Origin of the sequence: Streptomyces hoynatensis, assembly GCF_003626535.1 — a bacterium.
In the GTDB taxonomy this organism is placed as follows: Bacteria; Actinomycetota; Actinomycetes; order Streptomycetales; family Streptomycetaceae; genus Streptomyces; species Streptomyces hoynatensis.
This window is the reverse complement of record NZ_RBAL01000003.1, coordinates 251,457-270,246: the sequence shown is the minus strand read 5'-3', so window position 1 is coordinate 270,246 and position 18,790 is coordinate 251,457. Positions and strand designations below refer to the sequence as shown.

Genomic DNA, 18,790 nt, shown 5'->3' with positions numbered 1-18,790 from the left:
CGCCGCCAGGTGCCGTGCCGCCGTGCCGTGCCGCCGTGCCGGGTCGCCTCGTGGGCGTGCCTGCCGCAGGAGGACGCGCGGCGCGGCCCCGTTCGTGACATCGGCCGGTCTGCCGGCGGCCCCACCGGGGCGGGGCCCGCGGGACCGCGGCGCCCGGCCGGTCCCGCGGGGTGGGCGCGCCGGGCCGGGGGTTCCTAGGCTGGGCCCATGGAGGAATCAGCGGGCCGCGTCACCGTGGTGACCGGCGGCAGCCGCGGGATCGGGGCCGCCACCGCCGTCCGGCTGGCGCGGGCCGGGCACGACGTGGCGATCGGATACGTGCGGGACGGCGAGGCGGCCGAGCGGGTCGCGGAACGGGTGCGGGAGGCCGGGCGCCGGGCCGTCGCCCTCCGCGTGGACGTCTCGGCCGAGGCGGAGGTGGACCACCTCTTCGAGGCGGCGGCCGAGCGGCTCGGCCCGGTGACCGGGCTGGTGAACAACGCGGCCGTCACCGGGCTGCTCGGCCCCTTCGCCGAGACCGACCCGGCGGCGATGCGCCGCGTCGTCGAGGTGAACCTGGTGGGGGCGCTGCTGTGCGCGCGGCGGGCCGCGCGCGAGATGTCCACCCGCTACGGCGGACCCGGCGGCGCGCTGGTCAACGTCTCCTCCGCCGCGGCCACCCTGGGCAGCCCCGGCGAGTACGTGCACTACGCGGCGACCAAGGCGGCCGTGGACGCGATGACGGTGGGGCTGGCCAAGGAGCTGGGCCCGGACGGGGTGCGGGTCAACTCGGTGCAGCCCGGCACCACGCTGACGGAGATGCACGCGACGATGGGCGACCCGGACCGGCCCTGGCGCGTCGCCGACCGGGTGCCCCTGCGGCGCCCCGGCCGGCCGGAGGAGATCGCCCACGCGATCGCCTGGCTGCTCTCGCCCGAGGCCTCGTACACCAACGGCGCGGTGCTCCGGGTGGCGGGCGGCCTGTGAGGCGCCGCCGGGCCCGGCGGCGCGCCGGCGGCCTCAGGCCGTGAGCAGGTGACCCAGCTTGGCGGGGTTGGCCTGGACGTACACGCGGTGCACCCGCCCGCCCGCGCCCTCCAGCAGGAACAGGCTGTGCGGCGCCCCGCCGCTGGTGACGAAGAGCGCCGGGGCGCCGTTGCACTCCAGGAGCCGGAAGGCCGCGTCCGCCGGGGGCTTCCTGGCGATGCCGAGCGTGAAGCGGGCGACCTTGTCGGCGCCGAGGATGGCCCGGACCGGCGCCTTCGCCACGCCGCCGCCGTCGCCGACCAGCGTGGCGTCCTCCGCCAGCAGGGCCATGAGGCCCGGCAGGTCGCCCTCGGAGGCGGCGGCGAGGAACCGCTCGGTGAGGCGGCGCCGTTGCCCGGCGTCCACCTCGTAGCGGGGGCGGCGCTCGGCGACGTGACGGCGGGCGCGCCCGGCGAGTTGCCTGACCGCCGCCTCGCCGCGGCCGAGCGCCCCGGCGATCTCGCCGTACGGAAGGCCGAACGCCTCCCGGAGCACGAAGACCGCGCGCTCCAGCGGGGAGAGCGTCTCCAGGACGACCAGCAGCGCGAAGGAGATCGTCTCGGCGAACGCGGCCCGCTCGGCGCCCTCGGGCGCCGCCTCGGCCGCGGCGGTGGCCCGGTCGGTGGGCAGCGGCTCGGGCAGCCAGGGGCCCACGTAGGTCTCGCGGCGGGCGGCGAGCCGGCGCAGCCGGTCGACGGCGAGGTGGGTGACGATCCGGATCAGGTAGGCCCGGGCCGTGGCGATGCCGGAGCGGTCCGCGGCCGACCAGCGCAGCCACGCCTCCTGGACCACGTCCTCGGCGTCGGCGACGCGGCCGAGCATGCGGTAGGCGACGCCGAACAGGAGGCTGCGGTGCGCCTCGAAATCCGCCAGCGCCCCGGCCTCCGCCGTCGCGGCCCCCGCCGTCCCGGTGTCCGGCGCCTCGGTCCCGGGGGTGCCGGGCCCGGGGGTGCCGGTCGCGGCCGGGCCGTCCGTGCTCTTCCTCGCCACCGGCCCATCCCACCCGAGAGCGGGGTGCGGTGTCCAGCCGGGCCCGTGCCCGGCCCGCAACCGGCACCGGCGGGCGCACGCCGGGGCGGGCGCCGGGGCAGGCGCCGCACGGGCGTGGTGCGGGAGAGGCGCGTGCGCCTGCGCGGGGCGCGCGCGTTGGGAGAAATCGCCCCCTTGGCCTGCTTTACTCTCCGGTCACAGCACGTTCTTGATCAGGCAATAACGGAGGGCGACAGTGCTGCCATGGCAGAGTCCGAAGTACCCCGTAGCTCGCTCAGTTTCCCGCGTCTGGACCGCCCCGGCTTCGGCGGCGAGTCCTACTGGTCGGGCCGCGGCTGCCGGGAGCTGCGGCCGGCCCGCGAGCCCGGCCCCCGCCGCCCGGCGGCCGGTCCCGCCGGGGAGGTGGTGCTGAGGCCGGCGGGCCTGGCGGATCTCGCGGCGGCGCGCGAGATGCACGCCCGCTGCTCGCCGCGCACCCTCGCCGGCCGGTACCAGGGCGCGGTGACGGCGGCCAACAGCTACCTGCCGCACCTGCTGAGCCCCCGCTTCGGGCGCAGCCTCGCGGCGCGCGCCGCCGGGGGCCGTCTGGTGGGCCTCGGCCATCTGCTGTGGGACGAGGGGGCGGAGGGCGAGCTTGAGGTGGCGCTGCTCGTGGAGGACGCCTGGCAGCGGCGGCGCATCGGCACCAGGCTGCTGCGTTCCCTGCTGAGCCTCGCGGCGCGCGAGCGGCACGAGGTGGTGTACGCGGTCACGCCCGCGGCCAACGCCGGGATGATGGCGACGATGCGCGCCACGGGACTGCCGCTGGAGCGGCGCGTGGAGGCGGGCGCCGAGGTGCTCTCGCTGCGCCTGCGGGAGCCCGTCGGCTCGGCGCCGCCGCGCCCGGGCCCGTGGCGGGCGCACGGCCTGCCGTAAACGCGGGCGGCGCTGTCGGGAAGCACACGGCGGTCCGGTGGTGACGAACGCGGGACCGGCGTACCAGGATGGGCGCATGTCAGATGACACCAGTACCTTGCTTCCCCGTGGTCTCGCGGACACCTATACCGACGCCCTGATCGACCTCGACCCGATCATCGGCACCAGCCTCGGCGTGGCCGCCGGCGCGGGGCGACTACCCGACTTCTCGCCGGACGGGCGGCAGGAGATAGCGAACCTGGCCCGCAGGACCCTCGACCGGCTCGCCGCGGCGGAGCAGCTGCCGGGGGCCGGAAACGACGGGGAGCGCCGCTGCGCGCGGCTGCTGCGCGAGCGGCTGAGCGCGGAGCTCGCGGTGCACGAGGCGGGCGAGCCGCTGCGGGCGGTGAGCAACCTCAGCTCGCCGGTGCACGAGGTGCGCAACGTGTTCACCCTGATGGCGACCGAGAGCGCGGAGGACTGGGCGGCGGTGGCCTCCCGGCTGCGGGCGGTTCCCGCGGCGCTCGAGGGCTACCGGGAGTCCCTGGCGCAGGGCCTGGCGCGCTCGCTGCCCGCGGGTCCGCGCCAGGTGTCCACGGTGATCGGGCAGTTGGGCGAGTGGATCGGCGAGAAGGGCGGCTGGTTCGCCGAGTTCGTCGCCGCGGGCCCCGAGGCGCTGCGCGGCGAGCTGGACGCGGCGGCGGCCGAGGCCACCGGGGCGGTCGCCGCGCTGCGGGACTGGCTGCGCGACAGCTACGCGCCGGCCGTGGCGGGCGCCCCCGAGACGGTGGGCCGGGAGCGGTACGCGCGGTGGGTGCGGTACTGGACCGGCGCCACCCTGGACGTGGAGGAGGCCTACGCGTACGGCTGGTCCGAGTTCCACCGGCTGCACGCGGAGATGCGGGCCGAGGCGGAGAAGATCCTGCCGGGCGCGACCCCGTGGGAGGCGCTGCGCCACCTCGACACCGCAGGCGAGGCGGTGGAGGGCGTCGAGGAGGTGCGGGCCTGGCTGCAGGCGCTGATGGACGAGGCGATCGGGGCCCTGGACGGGGCGCACTTCGAGCTGGCCGACCGGGTCAAGCGGGTGGAGACGATGATCGCCCCGCCGGGCAGCGCGGCGGCGCCGTACTACACCAGCCCCTCGCTGGACTTCTCCAGGCCGGGCCGGACCTGGCTGCCGACGATGGGCGAGACCCGCTTCCCCGTCTACGACCTGGTGTCCACCTGGTACCACGAGGGGGTGCCGGGGCACCATCTCCAGCTGGCGCAGTGGGCGCACGTGGCCGAGGAACTCTCGCGGTACCAGACGACGGTGGGCATGGTGAGCGCCAACGTCGAGGGCTGGGCGCTGTACGCGGAGCGGCTGATGGACGAACTCGGCTTCCTGCACAACGCCGAGCGGCGCCTGGGCTACCTGGACTGCCAGATGATGCGGGCGGTGCGGGTGATCATCGACATCGGCATGCACCTGAGCCTGGAGATCCCGGCCGACTCGCCCTTCCACCCGGGTGAGCGCTGGACTCCCGCGCTGGCGCAGGAGTTCTTCGGGCGGCACAGCGGGCGCCCGGCGGACTTCATCGAGAGCGAGCTGGTGCGCTACCTCGGCATGCCGGGGCAGGCCATCGGCTACAAGCTGGGCGAACGCGCCTGGCTGACCGGCCGGGAGGCGGCCCGCGCGGCGCACGGGGCCTCCTTCGACGCGAAGAAGTGGCACATGGCGGCTCTCTCGCAGGGGTCCCTCGGGCTGGACGACCTGGTGGCCGAGCTGTCGGCGCTGTAGCGGCGCCCCGCGGCGGCCGCCCCGTCCCCGCCGGGCGGGGAGGGGGCGGCCGCGCTGCCCGGGGGCGGTGGCGGCTCAGCGGGCGAAGCCGCCCTCCGAGTTGACGACCTCGCCGGTGATCCAGGCCGCCTCGTCGGTGGTCAGCCAGGCGACGAGGCGGGCGGGGTCGTCCGGCTCGGCCCACCGGCCGCCGGGGAAGAGGGCGGCCACCGCGGCGTGGTCGGCTCCGGTGAGGTAACCGGTGTCCACCGGGCCCGGGTTGACGGCGTTGACGGTGATCCGCCGCCCGGCGAGCGCCGTGGCCAGGGCGCGTACGGCGGTGGCCAGGGCGCCCTTGGAGATGCTGTAGGCGAGTTCGTTCGGCATGCCGCCGCGCAGGTCCTGGCCCGAGGTCATGAACACGATCCGCCCGGCGGGGAGGTCCTCCGGCCGCCCGGCCGCCTCGGCGGCCCGTTCCCGGTGGCGGGCGAAGGCCTGGGCGAGGAGCACGCCGGAGCGGGCGTTCACCTGCCAGTGGGCGTCGAGCATGCCGGCGTCCACCGCTTCGAGGGGCCCGTCCCGGCCGCTGAGCGCGTGGTTGGCGACGAGGATGTCCAGGCGCCCGCCGAGCGCCTCGGCCGCGGCCTCCACCAGGTGGGCGGGCGCCTCGGGTTCGGCGAGGTCGGCGGCGCCGTGGGCGGCGACCGCCCCCTCGGCGAGCAGTTCCCCGAGGTCGGCGGCCAGCCGCCCGGGTCCTTCCGGGTCGGCTCCCCAGGGCTGGGCCGCGTCGTGCGGGACGTGGTGGTGCAGGTAGACGGAGGCGCCGTAGGCCGCGAGCCGCCTGGCGGTGGCGTAGCCGATGCCGTTCCGGCGGCTGGCCCCCGTGACAAGGGCGGTGCGGCCCCGCAGGGGGAGGGGGTCGCGCCGCGGGGGGCGCGGGGTGCTTTCGTGGATCACGGCCGCCAAGACTGCCCGGGTCCCGGCGGCCGTGTCAGGTGGTTTTCCGCCTCAGCAGCCGCAGTCGGCGCCCGCCGCGGCGGGGGCGGTCAGCGGGTCGGGCGCGGCGCGGCGGCTGCCGTCCGCGGCCTCGACGGTGAATCCCTCGCGCACCCAGTACTCGTAGCCCCCGAGCATCTCCTTGACGGGGTGGCCGAGCCTGGCCAGGGCGAGCGCGGCGCGGGCCGCCCCGTCGCAGCCCGGGCCCCAGCAGTAGGTGACGACGGGGACGCCGGGGCCGAGCAGGCGCGGGGCCAGGGCCGGGATGTCCGCGGTGGGCAGGTGCAGGGCGCCGGGAACGTGGCCCTGGTCCCAGGACTCGGCGCTGCGGGAGTCCACGAGCACGAAGCCGGGCTCGCCCGCGTGCAGCGCCGCGTGCACGTCGGAAACGTCGGTATGGAAGGCGAGCCTGGCGGCGAAGTGGGCCTCGGCGGCGGCCGGTTGCGCCTGGGGGACGGCGGGACCGGGAGCGGTGAGCTGTTCTGTCATGGCGGCGAATCTACGGGGCCGCGGGCCGCCAGGGCAGAGAGCTTCCACGGCGATCGAGTTGATTCGCCGTGGATCTCCCTGCTAGACAGGCGGCATGGCCGAGTATTCCCCGGACGCCACCGACTGGCGTCTCCTCGACGCGCTCCAGGCCGACGGGCGCGTGGGCTACGCCGAGCTCGCGCGGCGGGTGAACATGTCGGCCAGCGCCGTCACCGAGCGCGTCAGGCGCCTGGAGGAGGCGGGGGTGATCTCCGGCTACACGGCCGTGGTGGAGCCGGAACGGGTGGGCCTCACGGTGCTCGCCTTCGTGCGGCTGCGCTATCCGCACGGCAACTACAAGCCGTTCCACGACCTGATCGCGGCGACGCCCGAGGTGCTTGAGGCGCACCACGTCACGGGCGAGGACTGCTTCGTGCTGAAGGTCGCGGCCCGTTCGATGCGGCACCTGGAGGAGGTGACCGGGCGGGTCTCCGGCCTCGGCCCGGTGACCACCAGCGTCGTCTACTCCTCCCCGCTCCCCCGCCGGCCGCTCGGGGGCCCACGCGCCTGAACGGCGGCCGCGGGCCCGTGCGGCCGCGCCCCGGCCCGCGGGCCGGGGCGCGGCCGGCCGCTCAGGGAGTCCAGTCGCCGAGCCAGTCGGCGGGCTCGTACGCCCCGGCCTCCGCGTCGCTCAGCTGGGGCCGGTCCGCGCTCTCCTGCCCGGCGCCGGGACCGGAGTTGTGGTACTCGGCGAACCGGTCGTCGCGCCAGGAGAAGCCGCTCATGTCGGTCCAGGGCGCCTGGCGCACGGCGGCGCTCAGCTGGGTGTCGCGCACCACCGCCTCCGGGTCGAGGGTGGCGTCGCCCCCGGCGTGCCAGGGCCGCCCCAGGTAGTAGGTGTGGTCGCTGACGTCGCCGGTGAGGGTGCAGCCCGTGATGAGGAAGCCGTGCCGGCCGGCGGCGGTGGAGGGCGCGGTCACGTAGCCGGCCGAGCTGCCGTCGGGGCGGCGGGTCACCTCGATGACGGTGCCGGTGATGACGGCGGTGGCGCGGCCGAAGATGAAGTCGACGTTGCCGCGGACCCGGGAGCGGGTCAGGTAGACCCGGCCCTGGGTCTCCTTGTTCGCCGAGTCCAGCAGCAGGGTGTCCTGGTCGCCGTCGGCCACGATGCCGTCGAGCAGGATGCGGTCGCCCCTGGTGCGCAGGGCCACGGCCTGGTGGTTGGCCTGGTCGGCGTGGGCGATCTCGTCGAAGTCGTTGGCGAAGGTCAGGTTGCGGGCCTGGAAGTCGTCCGCGTCCACGGCCACCGTGGCGCTGCCGCTGGTGCCGTACGTGCCGCCGCCCGGCTTCGGGGTGCCGGAGGAGTTGTCGTAGACGATGGTCACGTCGTCCGGGGAGTCGCCTGCCCCCACCAGCCTGAGGTGCGGCTTGTCGCTCGGCACCAGGACGGTCTCCCGGTAGGTGCCGGGCTCGACGGTGATGGTGACGGCGGAGGAGTTGCCCGAGGGGACCGCGTCGACGGCGGCCTGGACGGTGGTGTAGTCGCCGCTGCCGTCCTTGGCGACGGTCAGGCCGGCGGCGGCACGCGGGGCGTGCGCGGCGGCCGTGGGCGCGGCGGCGGCGAGGAGGAGCGCGGCGAGTGCGGCCGGGAGCGCCGCCCGGCGGGAGACTCTGGGCATGCGGGGTCCGATCTCGTAGGGGGACGCCTGTCCCCCGTGGGTCGCCGCCGCGGCCGTGGAGGTTGCCCCGCGGCATCCGCCTGCGCCCGGTTCCTGCCCCGCCCGGCGCCGCGCCTCAGCCCTCGGCGTAGGTCCGCTCGCCGAGGGCGAGGGTGGCCGTGCCTGCGGTCGCGGTGGACAGCCAGGCGCGGAAGGCGCCGATCCCGGCCTCGGGCAGCGCCACCTCGATGGTGACCCCCCGGGGCCCGTACGCCACCTCCCGCACCCGGTGCCCGGTGCCGCGCAGGTCGTTCTCCAGCCGGCCCGCCCGCTGGTGGGAGACGGCGACGGTGGCCAGCCGCCACTGCCGGCGGGTGACGGTGCCGACGGCGTCCAGCGCCTGGCCGACCGCCCCGCCGTAGGCGCGGATCAGGCCGCCCGCGCCGAGCTTGGTGCCGCCGAACCAGCGGGTGACCACCGCCACCGCGTAGCGCACGTCGCGGCGCAGCAGCATCCGCAGCATCGGCAGCCCGGCCGTGCCGCCCGGCTCGCCGTCGTCCCCGCTCTTCTGGATCTCTGCGTCCGCGCCGATGACGTACGCGTGGCAGTGGTGGCTCGCGGCCGGGTGGGCGGCGCGCACGCGGGCGAGGAACGCGAGGGCGTCCTCCTCCGAGGCGGCCGGGGCCAGGGCGCACCGGAAGCGGGAGCGGCTGACCTCCGTCTCGTGCACGCCCTCGCGGGCCACCGTCACATATGCGTCCGCCACCCGCCCACTATGCAACGCGCCGGCCGGGGCGGGAATGGCGGGGCCCGCCCGCTCGTTGCCGGGTCATGGCCATGTATGGGGATCTCGCAACCGCGCGCCGGATTCTGACCGAGACGGGCGACACCTGGGCCGTCGTCGGCCTTTCGAACAACCCGAGCCGGGCGGCGTACGGGGTCGCCGCCGTGCTCCAGCGGCACGGCAAGCGGATCGTGCCGGTGCACCCGAAGGCGGAGACGGTGCACGGCGAGCCCGGCTACGCCAAGCTGGCCGACGTGCCCTTCCCCGTCGACGTGGTGGACGTGTTCGTGCACAGCGCCTGGGCGGGCTCCGTCGCCGACGAGGCGGTGGCGGCGGGGGCCAAGGCGGTGTGGTTCCAGCTGGGCGTCATCGACGAGGACGCCTACCGCAGGACGCGGGCGGCCGGCCTCGACATGGTGATGGACCGCTGCCCGGCGATCGACCTCGCGTCCTTGCGCTGACGGCCGGCGGGCCGCGTGCGGGCCCTCCGTCCCGGCCCGGCCGCCGCGTCAGCGTCCGTTCCCGGAGTCAGGGGGCGTTCCGAGGTCGAACGTCCCGGTCTCGCCGGATTCGAGCACGAGGTCCCCTCGCCCGCGGTCCCGCGCACTTCGGCCACGGCGGAGCGCCGCACGGCCGGCGCGGCGGCGGCCGGGATGTCGTGGAGATCGATCCGGCTGACCACGGTCAGCTCGGCCGTCGTCGCCCGCGGGGTGCGCGCCGGCCAGGTCCGTCCGGTCTGCGCGGGCCGGTGGGTGTTGCCTCCTTCGGTGGGGCGGACGTTGCCGCGGTGGCCACGAGGCGCCGCGCGGACCGCCTCACCGTAGGGCGCGCCCGGTGCCCCGCGGGCACGGGAAACCGTCACGTGCCGAGCGGCGGTCCGCCCCGGCCGCGGTTCCCGGGCGGGGATCATCGCCTCCGCGGACCGCGCGCCGCCGCGCCCTGTGTGTGATCCACGCCCTTGACGCGCCACGCCGCATGGCTCATTCTCGTCGCCATGCGTTCCGCCCTGACGTCACGTCGACATGTCGACCTGGGCCGTGTCACCACGGCCTCCTGTTCCGCCTGACGTCAGCCACCGCCTGAGGGCGCGCTCACCGACGCGCCGCGGTCGCCTCTTTGGCTCTCTTTTTTCTTCACCCCTGCTTTTCTCCCCCCTTTTTGTCCTCGCCGCACGTTCCGTGACGGCTGCTCTCAAAGGACCACTCTGCCGTGTTCTCCTCACGCCTGCCTGCCGCGAGACGCCTGTCCCTCGCCTTCGTCCTGCCGACCGCCCTCGTCCTCCTCCTCGGCTCCTGCGGGACCGACGGCGCGGACGACGCCGGCGGCCCCGCGTCCGGCGAGCCGGTCCGGGGCGGAACCCTCCACTACGCGTTCAGCGAGGCGCCCGACTGCGTCGACTCCCGGCAGCGGCCCCAGCTCAACTCGCGGATGACAGGACGGCAGTTGGCCGACGCGCTGACCGAGCAGGACCCGGACACCGGCGAGATCCTGCCCTGGCTCGCCACCTCCTGGGAGATCAGCGACGACGCCACCAGGTTCACCTTCCACCTCCGCGACGACGTGACCTTCAGCGACGGCGAGAAGTTCGACGCCGAGGCGGTCAAGGCCAACTTCGACGCGATCATCGACCTCGGCGTCCAGGCCCCGCAGGCCTTCAGCTTCCTCACCGGGTACCAGGAGACCGTGGTCGAGGACCCGTACACGGCCACGGTGGTCTTCGAGGAGCCGAACGCGCAGTTCCTCCAGGCCACCGCCACCGCCTCGCTGGTGCAGCTCTCCCCCGCCTCCCTCGGCAACGACCCCGCCGACCTGTGCCTGGGCGACTTCGCCGCCTCCGGCCCGTTCACGCTCGACGAGTTCACCCCGGAGACGTCGGTGCGCCTGGTCAGGCGCGAGGACTACGCCTGGCCCTCCCCGATCGCCGAGAACCAGGGCGCCGCCTACGTCGACGCGGTGCAGCTGGACGCCATCCCCGAGGGCAGCGTCCGGCAGGGCAGCCTCACCAGCGGCCAGGTCGACCTCATCGAGGCGGTGCAGCCCGCGGGCCGGCAGCAGCTGGCGGACACCCCGGGCTTCAGCGTGGCCACCGCCACCCTGCCCGCCATCTCCATCCCCTACGTCCCGCTGCCGGGCAGCCCGAAGCTCCAGGACGCGGACACCCGCCGCGCCCTCAGCCTCGCCCTCGACCGGGAAGCGATCGTGCAGGCCGTCTTCAACGGCGTGAACCGGCCCGCCACCGGCGTGCTGACCACCACCAACCCCGGCTATGTCGACCAGTCCGACGAGATCCGCCACGACCCGCGGGCCGCCGCCGAGTTGCTCGACCGCGCCGGCTGGGACGTCATCGGCGACGACGGCATCCGCCGGAACGCGGACGGCGAGAAGCTCAGCCTGACCCTCACCTACGAGAGCGGCGACCCGCAGGCCGAGCAGCAGCACCAGCTGGTCCAGCAGCAGTGGGCCGAGGTCGGCATCGAGCTCGTCCTCGACCCGGTCGCGACCTTCCCCGACGTCACCATCGACCAGTACCCGGGCGACCTCACCACCTGGAGCCAGACCCGCGCGGACGTCGACGTGCTCCGGCTCGTCTACTCCTCCTTCGACCCGTCGTACAGCCTGCGGTACGGCAACCCGGACGAGGAGCTGAACGAGCTGCTGAATGCCCTGCAGACCACGGTGGACCCCGAGGAGCGCGGCGAGATCGCCGCCCAGGCCCAACAGCGGATCGTCGAGCAGGGCTACGCGGCACCCGTCTACGACCGGGTCTCGGCCTACGGCTTCAGCGACCACGTCGGCGGATTCCGCACCGACCTGGAGGCCAAGCCGCTGCTCAACGAGGTGTGGCTCGCGTCGTGACCCGCTACGTCCTGGTCCGGCTCGGCAACGGCCTGTTCGTGCTGTGGGCCGCGCTGACCGTGTCCTTCATGGTGCTGCACCTGGTGCCGGGCGACGCCGTGACGGTGATGCTGCGCGGCCGCGGCGGGGAGGGCTCCTCGGTCGACCCCGCCGCCGCGGACGCGCTGCGCGCCCAACTCGGCCTGGACCGGCCGCTGTACGCGCAGTACCTCGACTTCGTGTGGGGGGCGGTCCGACTCGACTTCGGCACCTCCTTCGCCACCGGCGACGAGGTGAGCGCCGTGCTCGGCAGGTCGCTCCCGCCCACCCTCGAACTGGCCGCCGCCGCCCTGCTGCTGACCCTGGTCGCCGGGGTGGCGGCGGCGGTGACCGCCTCCCTGCTGCCCAGCGCGCCGCTGCGTTCCGCGGTCTGGTCGGTGACGGTGGCGGGCGGCGCCGTCCCGAGCTTCTGGACCGGCATCATCCTGCTGCAGGTCTTCTCCTTCCGGCTCGGCTGGTTCCCCGCGTTCGGCGAGGGCGACCTCTCGCGGCTGGTGCTGCCCGCGTTCGCGCTCGCGCTGCCCGGCATCGGCACGCTGACGCAGGTGCTCGGCAGGAGCCTGCGCACGGCGCTCGCCGACCCCTACGTGCGTACCGCGCGCGCCAAGGGCGCGAGCCGGCTGCGTGCCACGACCGTGCACGCGCTGCGCAACGCCGCCATCCCCGCGATGACGCTCTTCGGCATGATGGTCGGCGGCATCGTGGCCGGCGCCGTCATCACCGAGACCGTCTTCTCCCGGCCGGGGCTCGGCACCCTCACCGCCAAGGCCATCGACACCCACGACTTCCCGGTGATCCGGGCGCTCGTCTTCCTCGTCGGAGCCCTCTACGTACTGATCAACCTGGCCGTTGACCTCGTCTATCCCAAGGTCGATCCGCGGATCGTCCTGCGGTCCGCCTGAGGCGGAGGAAGCCGTGGCAGGAGAGAAACCCCCGATGTCCGTCACCACCGCCCCGCCCGGCGGGGCCCCGCAGGACCACCGGCAGCACCAGGACGACCGGGACCACCGGGAGCGGGACCGGGAGCAGGGGCGGTCGCGGGCGGGCCGCCGGCTGCGGCGCCTCGCCGGGCGCCCCGGGCTGCTGCTCGCCGTGCTGTACCTGGCGCTCGTCCTCGGCTGGACCGTCGCCCCCGGCCTGTTCGCCGGCCAGGACCCGCTGCACACCGACCCCGCCCAGAGCCTCGTCGCGCCGGGCTCCGAGCACTGGTTCGGCACCGACAACCTCGGGCGCGACGTCTATGCCCGCGTGGTGCACGGCGCCCGCGTCTCCCTCGTCGCGGGGCTGCTGGCCGTCGGGCTCGCGCTGCTGGCCGGCTCGGTCCTCGGCGCGCTCGCCGGCTACCTCACCGGCTGGCTCGACCACCTGCTGATGCGGGTGGTCGAGGTGCTGGTCGTCATCCCCGGGCTGCTGCTCTCGCTCACCGTCGTGTCCATCCTCGGCTTCGGCACCACGCACGTGGCGATCGCCGTCGGCATCGCCGGAATCCCCGGCTTCGCCCGGGTGGCCAGGGCCGAGGTGCTGCGCATCAGGGGAAGCGCCTACGTCCAGGCGGCCGTGGCCGGCGGCAACCGCACCCCGGCCATCCTGGTCCGGCACATCCTGCCCAACGCCTCCCCGCCCGTGCTGGTGCTGGCCGCGCTCGACATCGGCGGCGCCGTACTGTCCATCTCGGCCCTCAGCTTCCTCGGCTACGGGGCGGCGCCGCCGGCGCCAGAACTGGGCGCGATGGTCTCGGAGGGGCGCGACTACATGACCACCGCCTGGTGGCTGACGACCTTCCCCGGGCTGACCATCGCCCTGGTCGTCCTGGCCACCAGCCGCGTCGCCCGCGCCCTGGAGCGCACCGGAGTCTCCTCATGACCGACACCACCGCCGGCCCCACCACCGGCGCCCCGACTCACCCGGCGCCCGGCAGCACGCCCTGCACCACCTCTGACGCCACCTCTGCCCCCACGCCCGACAGCGCTGCTGACGCCGCGACCGCGGCGGCCGGGCCTGAGGGACCCGATCCGCTGCTCGCCCTCACCGACCTGCAGGTCTCCTACGCCACCCGGCGCGGCGTCGTGCACGCGGTGCGCGGCGCCTCCCTCACCGTCCCGGCCGGCCGGACGGTCGCCCTGGTCGGCGAGTCGGGCTCCGGCAAGTCGAGCGCCGGCCTGGCCGTCCTCGGCCTGCTGCCGGACGGCACCGGGCCCGTCCGCGGCTCCATCCGGCTGGCGGGACGCGAACTCGTCGGCCTGCCCGACCGCGTCCTGCGCGGCATCCGCGGCCGGGAGATCGGCTTCATCCCGCAGGACCCCAGAGCCTCCCTCAACCCGGTCCAGCGCGTCGGCACCCAGGTCGCCGAGGTGCTGCGGATCCACCGGCTGTCGCGCGGCCGCGCCGAGACCGAGCGGCGCGTGCGGGAACTCCTCGGCGAGGCCGGCCTGCCCGACCCGGGGCGCACGGCGGAACAGTTCCCGCACGAGCTGTCGGGCGGCATGTGCCAGCGGGTGCTCATCGCCATCGCCCTGGCCGGCCGGCCCAGGCTGCTGATCGCCGACGAGCCCACCAGCGCGCTGGACGTCACCGTGCAGCGCCGCATCCTGGACCACCTCGCCGAGGTCACCCGCCAGGCCGGCACCGGGCTGCTGCTGATCACCCACGACCTGGCCGTCGCCGCGGAACGCGCCGACCTGGTCGCCGTCATGTCACAGGGGCGGATCGTCGAGACCGGCCCCAGCGCCGACGTCATCGGCGCGCCCCGCCACCCGTACACCAGGGAACTGGTCGCCGCGGCCCCTTCCCTGACGGCACCGCCCGCCGCGGCCACCGCCCCGGCGGCCGGGCCGCTGCTCACCGTCGAGAACCTGCGGCGGGTCTTCCGGGCCCGGCCGGCGCCTGCCGGGCGCCGGGAGGCGGCGTCCCCCGCCGGCCGGGGCAGGATCACCGCCGTCGACGGGGTGAGCTTCACGCTCGCCCGCGGCGGCTCGCTCGGCATCGTCGGCGAGTCCGGCTCGGGCAAGTCCACCCTGGCGAACCTGCTGCTGCGCCTGGACCGGCCCGACGCGGGCCGGATCGTGCTGGACGGCGTGGACCTCGCCACCGTGCCGCCCGCCCGGCTGCGCCGGCTGCGCCGGAACATCCAGCCGGTGTTCCAGGACTCCTACGGCTCCCTGGATCCGGCGTTCACCGTCGCCGAGGCCATCGCCGAGCCGCTGCGGGCCTTCGGCGTGCGCAAGCGCGCACGCGCCGAACGCGTCGCCGAACTGCTCGACCTGGTGCGGCTGCCCGCCGCGACGGCCGGCCGCCGCCCGGCCGAACTCTCCGGCGGCCAGCGGCAACGCGTGTCCATCGCCCGCGCCCTTGCCCTCACCCCCCGGCTGCTGGTGCTCGACGAGCCGGTCTCCGCGCTCGACGTCTCGGTCCAGGCCCGCATCCTCACCCTGCTCGCCGAACTGCGCGCGGAACTCGGCCTCGGCTACGTGTTCATCTCCCACGACCTCGCGGTCATCCGGCAGGTGTGCGACCTGGTCCTGGTGATGCGCCGCGGCCGGGCCGTGGAACAGGGCCGGGTGACCGAGGTGTTCGCCCGGCCTCAGCACCCCTACACCCGAGAACTCCTGGCCGCCGTCCCCGGCCGGCCCCCGACCCCCGCGAGGAGCCTGACGTGAAGAAGGAGCCTGAGGTGAAGGACGCACAGCGGTTCGCGGAAAGCTGGGCCAGGTGGCACGCCGAGCGCGAGCGCGCCCTCGCCGCCCCGCACGGCTTTCTCGCCATCACCAGCCTGCGCTGGCTGAGCCCCGAGCCGACCCGGTTCGAGGACGCGCCCGGCACCTGGTCGAACACGGCGGAAGGGCCCGCGGTCGAGCTGGCCGCGGACGAGGAACTCACCGTCGACGGCGCCACCCTCCGCGGCCGTCACGTCTTCACCGGACTCGCCGAACGCGCCGGCGTGTTCGCCACCTACGGAGACCGTGCCGTCGAGATCGCCCGGCGCGGCGGAGAGGTGATTCTGCGCCCCCGCGACCCCGGCCACCGGCTGCGCACCGCACACGCCGAGACCCCCGCCTACGCCCCCGACCCGCGGTGGGTGCTGCCCGGCAGGTACCTGCCGTTCAAGGCGCCGCGCGCGGTGACCGTGGGGTCCGTCGCGGAGGGCCTCGAACACGTCTACGAGGCGCCGGGCCAGGTCGAGTTCGCGTGGGCGGGCACGACCCACCGGCTCACCGCGTTCCCCGGGGGACACGGCGGCCTGCTGATCCTGTTCACGGACGCCACCTCCGGGGTGACCACGTACGCGGCGAACCGTTCCCTGTCGGTCGAACGCCCCGGCGAGCAGGGCCTGGTGACGCTCGACTTCAACCGGGCGGTCAACCTGCCCTGCGCGTACACGGACTTCGCCACCTGCCCGCTGCCGCCGGCGGAGAACCGGCTGCCGGTGGCCGTCGAGGCGGGCGAGAAGCTGCCCAGGGAGCGGGGCGGCGCGGCCTGAATCCGGCCTGCTCCGCCCCGCTCCCCGCGGCGGCCGGCTCTCCTGCGGGCTGCCGGTCAGCACCACCCGGCCCGAGATCTGCTGCGGGTTGAGGAGCAGGTTGCAGATCGGGCAATTGCGCTCGACGGCCTCGTGGAGTTCCTTGATGCGCTCCGCCGGGGCCGGCGAGGTGATGTGGATGGTGCAGGAGATGTTGTGCGGGTAGATCGGGGTCTGCTCGAAGCCGGGCGACCCGGCCCGCGGGTCGTGATCGGCCTGGACCTCGGCCTCCAGGGAGTCCAGCGGAATGCGCAGGTCGGCCGCCTGGATGAGGAAGACGTGCGTGAGGCAGACCGAAGGCGAGAGCGGAGGGCCACGGAGGGGCGGAAGAGAAGTTCCCGGCGCACGGACGACCGTGCGCGCGTGGCCCTCACGGGCGCCGGCGGAGATCAGGCACAGGCGCGACAGAGGATGCTGGAAACGCGCTGAAGATCAACGTGGCGACGCAGCACGCGGGCCAGGCCGATCAGCCGGACGGGAGCGTCGTGCGACCGCAAGACCACGATCGGTCCTCCCTTTCATCCGGCGTCCCCGCCCCCGTGAAGAAATGCCAAGGCCGGGCGGATGACGCCCCGTCACATGATCCCGGGTGGTGGCGGCGAGGGCGCCCGCGAGGCGGCGGCTCGGCGGCGGCGGTCGCGGCAGCCGCCCGGCGGCGGCGCGCCCGGCACGCCCGGGCGCCTCGGGCATCCGCCGCCGCGCCTCCGCGCGAGGCCCCGCCCGGGGCCGGGCCCGGCAGGCCGGGCGCGGCGGAGGGGGCCGGGAGCCTACGCGCCGCCGCCCTCGGCCGACTCCAGAATCCGGTCGAGGGTACGGCGCCCGGTCGCGCTCATCACCGGGTTGCTCTCGACGTAGTACCAGACCAGGCCCATGGCCTGCGCGAACGCCCAGGCCATGCCCCGCTCCCACTCCAGGTCCCCGCAGCCCAGGGCGGCCCGCAGCACCCGGCGCGGCCCCGAGTCCAGCAGATGCCAGGCGCCGACCAGGTCCAGCGCGGGATCGGCCGGGCCGAAGCCGCCCCCGTCGAGGACCCCGGCCAGCCGGCCGCCCGCGACCAGCACATTGCCCGGGATCAGGTCGCCGTGGGTCATCGCGTCCGCGCCGCCGCGCGGCAGGCGCCGCAGCCGGTCCCACAGCGCGCGCAGCCGCGGCACGTCGAGCAGCCCCGCGCTCTCGGCGAAGCACTTCTCCATCCAGGCGTCGTGGGCGGTGAGTTCGCCGCCGCGGCCCGGACCTGCGAAGCGCCTGCCGCGGGTGTCGGCCCCGCGCAGGGCGGCGATGAAGGCCGCCAGGTCGCGCGCGAAGGGCTCCGACCCGCCCGGGTCTGCTTCCGTGGCCGGACTTCCCGGCACCCAGGTCTGCACCGACCAGGGCATGGGGTAGCCCGCGCCCGGCTCGCCCAGGGCCACGGGCTCGGGGGTCGGGAACGGCGAGACGCCCGCCAGCTCGGCGCTCGCGCGGGCCTCCTGCTCCAGCACCGCGCGCGTGGCGGCGGCGTCGGCCAGGCGCAGCGGGAAGCGCGCGGTCAGGGCGTCCCCGATGCGGAAGATGGCGTTGACGGTCCCGGTCGAGTGCACCGGGCGCAGCGGCAGCCCGCCCCACCGGGGGAACTGCTCGCGCACCAGGGCGGCGGCCAGCTCGGGAGCGACGTCCACCTGGTCCTCGTGCATCGTCATGCCGTGAAAACCTTCCTCCACGACACGCGCCGTGTCCTCCGGGAGCCGGTGAAGCCTGCCGCACGCCACCCGGCCGTGTCAACACGCCGCCGGCGAGGGCGCGCCCGCCCGGCCGGAGCCGCGGGGCCGGCCGGCCCCGGTGCCGCCCCGGGCCCGGCCCCGGTGCTGCCGATCCGCGCGCGGTTCGCGGCGGGCCTCAGCCGTCCTGATCCGAGGTCAGGCGGTCACGGACCCACCGCACGGCGGAGGGGTGGCGCGGTTGCCAGCCCAGTTCGCGGCGGGCCCGCAGGCCGCGCACCCGGCTGTTGGAGCCCAGGGCGTACACGGCCGGCTCGAATCCCCACTCCCGGATGGCGTCCTCGATGTCCCACGCCTGCGCCCGTCCGCAGCCCAGGGCGTCGGCGATGGCCTGGGTCAGCTCGCCGAAGGACGCCTCGCCGTTCTCCACGAAGTAGAAGGCGCCGGCGGGGGCGGCCTCCAGCGCCAGGGCGTACAGCTCGGCGACGTCGTCGATGTGGACGGTCGACCAGATGTTCCGGCCCGGGCCGACGTGGCGGGCGACGCCGCTGGAGCGGGCCTGGCGGGCCAGGCGCGGCAACTGCACGCTGTCGCGCGCGATTCCGCGGCCGTGCCCGTAGACGAGGCTGTTGCAGAGCACCACGGAGCGCACCCCGCGGTCGGCGGCGGCCAGGACGAGCCGGTCGAGGGCGACGCGCGGCGCCTTGTCCGGCTCGGGACGCCACGGACTGCCCGGCGCGACGTCCGCCTCGGTGAAGACCCGCTCGCTCCGCTCCCCGCGCGCGTCGTCGCCGACGATGCTGGAGCCGCTGGTGTGGAGCAGGGCCTTGCCGGTGCCCTCAAGCGCCGCGAGGAGGGCCTCGACGGCGGGCCTGTGGTCGCTGTCCGCCGCGTTGATCACGGCGTCGGCCGCACGTGCGGCGGACGCGAGCGCCGGCCCGTCGTCGAGATCGCCGCGAATCGGGGTGATTCCGCGTTCCGCCAGCGCCCGCGCCTTGCCGCCGGTACGGGCCAGTCCGGTCACCTCGTGGCCCGCGCCGGCGAGCCGGACGGCGAGAGAGCCGCCGATGTAGCCCGTGGCCCCGGTGAGGAAGATACGCACTCCACAACCTCCGAGATATTTGCAGACGC

The 18,790-nt window shown here is 75.6% G+C and carries 18 protein-coding genes and 1 pseudogene; 11 read left to right on the top strand and 8 right to left on the bottom strand.

From position 1 onward, the window contains the following. Positions 1-207: 207 nt before the first annotated feature. Positions 208-966, top strand: coding sequence for a glucose 1-dehydrogenase (locus D7294_RS07060; RefSeq protein WP_120676677.1), 759 nt, complete (start codon positions 208-210; stop codon positions 964-966). A gap of 33 nt (positions 967-999) precedes the next feature. On the opposite strand, the gene D7294_RS07055 is transcribed toward D7294_RS07060, so the two are convergent. Then, positions 1,000-1,878 carry an RNA polymerase sigma-70 factor gene (locus tag D7294_RS07055; protein WP_120677112.1) on the bottom strand — a complete coding sequence of 293 codons (879 nt, stop codon included), beginning with the start codon at positions 1,876-1,878 and terminating at the stop codon, positions 1,000-1,002. Between the two features lie 360 nt (positions 1,879-2,238). On the opposite strand from D7294_RS07055, the gene D7294_RS07050 reads away from it, so the two are divergent. Continuing rightward, positions 2,239-2,910 carry a GNAT family N-acetyltransferase gene (locus D7294_RS07050; RefSeq protein WP_120676675.1) on the top strand — a complete coding sequence of 224 codons (672 nt, stop codon included), beginning with the start codon at positions 2,239-2,241 and terminating at the stop codon, positions 2,908-2,910. Between the two features lie 76 nt (positions 2,911-2,986). Then, positions 2,987-4,669 (top strand): DUF885 domain-containing protein, encoded by a 1,683-nt coding sequence (locus tag D7294_RS07045; RefSeq protein WP_120676673.1) that lies wholly within the window; start codon positions 2,987-2,989, stop codon positions 4,667-4,669. A 75-nt stretch (positions 4,670-4,744) separates the two neighbouring features. Here D7294_RS07045 and D7294_RS07040 read toward each other — a convergent pair whose 3' ends face one another. Continuing rightward, positions 4,745-5,614 carry an SDR family oxidoreductase gene (locus D7294_RS07040; RefSeq protein ID WP_422070664.1) on the bottom strand — a complete coding sequence of 290 codons (870 nt, stop codon included), beginning with the start codon at positions 5,612-5,614 and terminating at the stop codon, positions 4,745-4,747. Between the two features lie 42 nt (positions 5,615-5,656). Continuing rightward, positions 5,657-6,133 (bottom strand): rhodanese-like domain-containing protein, encoded by a 477-nt coding sequence (locus D7294_RS07035; RefSeq protein WP_120676671.1) that lies wholly within the window; start codon positions 6,131-6,133, stop codon positions 5,657-5,659. Between the two features lie 94 nt (positions 6,134-6,227). Between D7294_RS07035 and D7294_RS07030 the strand changes: the two genes are divergently transcribed. After that, on the top strand, positions 6,228-6,683 hold the full coding sequence (locus D7294_RS07030; RefSeq protein ID WP_120676669.1) for an Lrp/AsnC family transcriptional regulator: 456 nt from the start codon (positions 6,228-6,230) through the stop codon (positions 6,681-6,683). 61 nt (positions 6,684-6,744) lie between these two features. Here the strand turns inward: D7294_RS07030 and D7294_RS07025 are convergent, their stop codons facing one another. Both D7294_RS07025 and D7294_RS07020 read right to left on the bottom strand, forming a co-directional pair. Further along, entirely contained in the window at positions 6,745-7,791 is a 1,047-nt protein-coding gene (locus D7294_RS07025; protein WP_120676667.1) for a pectinesterase family protein, read from the bottom strand. Positions 7,792-7,906: 115 nt separating this feature from the next. After that, positions 7,907-8,536 carry an IMPACT family protein gene (locus D7294_RS07020; protein WP_120676665.1) on the bottom strand — a complete coding sequence of 210 codons (630 nt, stop codon included), beginning with the start codon at positions 8,534-8,536 and terminating at the stop codon, positions 7,907-7,909. Positions 8,537-8,607: 71 nt separating this feature from the next. On the opposite strand from D7294_RS07020, the gene D7294_RS07015 reads away from it, so the two are divergent. The 7 genes from D7294_RS07015 (at position 8,608) to D7294_RS06990 (ending at position 15,926) form a co-directional block, all read left to right on the top strand. Continuing rightward, on the top strand, positions 8,608-9,015 hold the full coding sequence (locus tag D7294_RS07015; RefSeq protein WP_120677107.1) for a CoA-binding protein: 408 nt from the start codon (positions 8,608-8,610) through the stop codon (positions 9,013-9,015). Between the two features lie 533 nt (positions 9,016-9,548). Then, positions 9,549-9,620, top strand: coding sequence for a putative leader peptide (locus D7294_RS33920; protein ID WP_422070667.1), 72 nt, complete (start codon positions 9,549-9,551; stop codon positions 9,618-9,620). Positions 9,621-9,763: 143 nt separating this feature from the next. Next, positions 9,764-11,410, top strand: coding sequence for an ABC transporter substrate-binding protein (locus D7294_RS07010; protein ID WP_241562164.1), 1,647 nt, complete (start codon positions 9,764-9,766; stop codon positions 11,408-11,410). Further along, positions 11,407-12,351, top strand: coding sequence for an ABC transporter permease (locus D7294_RS07005; RefSeq protein ID WP_120676661.1), 945 nt, complete (start codon positions 11,407-11,409; stop codon positions 12,349-12,351). Before D7294_RS07010 ends, D7294_RS07005 begins: the two co-directional genes overlap by 4 nt. Before the next feature lie 34 nt (positions 12,352-12,385). After that, the gene (locus tag D7294_RS07000) at positions 12,386-13,312 is read left to right on the top strand and encodes an ABC transporter permease (RefSeq protein ID WP_120676659.1); all 927 of its coding nucleotides are present in this window, start codon (positions 12,386-12,388) and stop codon (positions 13,310-13,312) included. After that, positions 13,309-15,105 (top strand): dipeptide ABC transporter ATP-binding protein, encoded by a 1,797-nt coding sequence (locus D7294_RS06995; RefSeq protein ID WP_120676657.1) that lies wholly within the window; start codon positions 13,309-13,311, stop codon positions 15,103-15,105. Before D7294_RS07000 ends, D7294_RS06995 begins: the two co-directional genes overlap by 4 nt. After that, positions 15,102-15,926 (top strand): DUF1684 domain-containing protein, encoded by an 825-nt coding sequence (locus D7294_RS06990; RefSeq protein WP_120676655.1) that lies wholly within the window; start codon positions 15,102-15,104, stop codon positions 15,924-15,926. Before D7294_RS06995 ends, D7294_RS06990 begins: the two co-directional genes overlap by 4 nt. Positions 15,927-16,013: 87 nt before the next feature. On the opposite strand, the pseudogene D7294_RS33640 reads toward D7294_RS06990, so the two are convergent. From D7294_RS33640 to D7294_RS06975, 3 genes and pseudogenes are all read right to left on the bottom strand, one after another. After that, a pseudogene (locus tag D7294_RS33640) lies at positions 16,014-16,355 on the bottom strand (OsmC family protein); the annotation flags it as partial. 377 nt (positions 16,356-16,732) lie between these two features. Further along, a complete protein-coding gene (locus D7294_RS06980) occupies positions 16,733-17,641 on the bottom strand; it encodes an aminoglycoside phosphotransferase family protein (RefSeq protein ID WP_120676654.1) in 909 nt (302 codons plus the stop codon). Positions 17,642-17,837: 196 nt separating this feature from the next. Further along, positions 17,838-18,761 (bottom strand): NAD-dependent epimerase/dehydratase family protein, encoded by a 924-nt coding sequence (locus D7294_RS06975; protein WP_120676653.1) that lies wholly within the window; start codon positions 18,759-18,761, stop codon positions 17,838-17,840. Positions 18,762-18,790 lie beyond the last annotated feature (29 nt).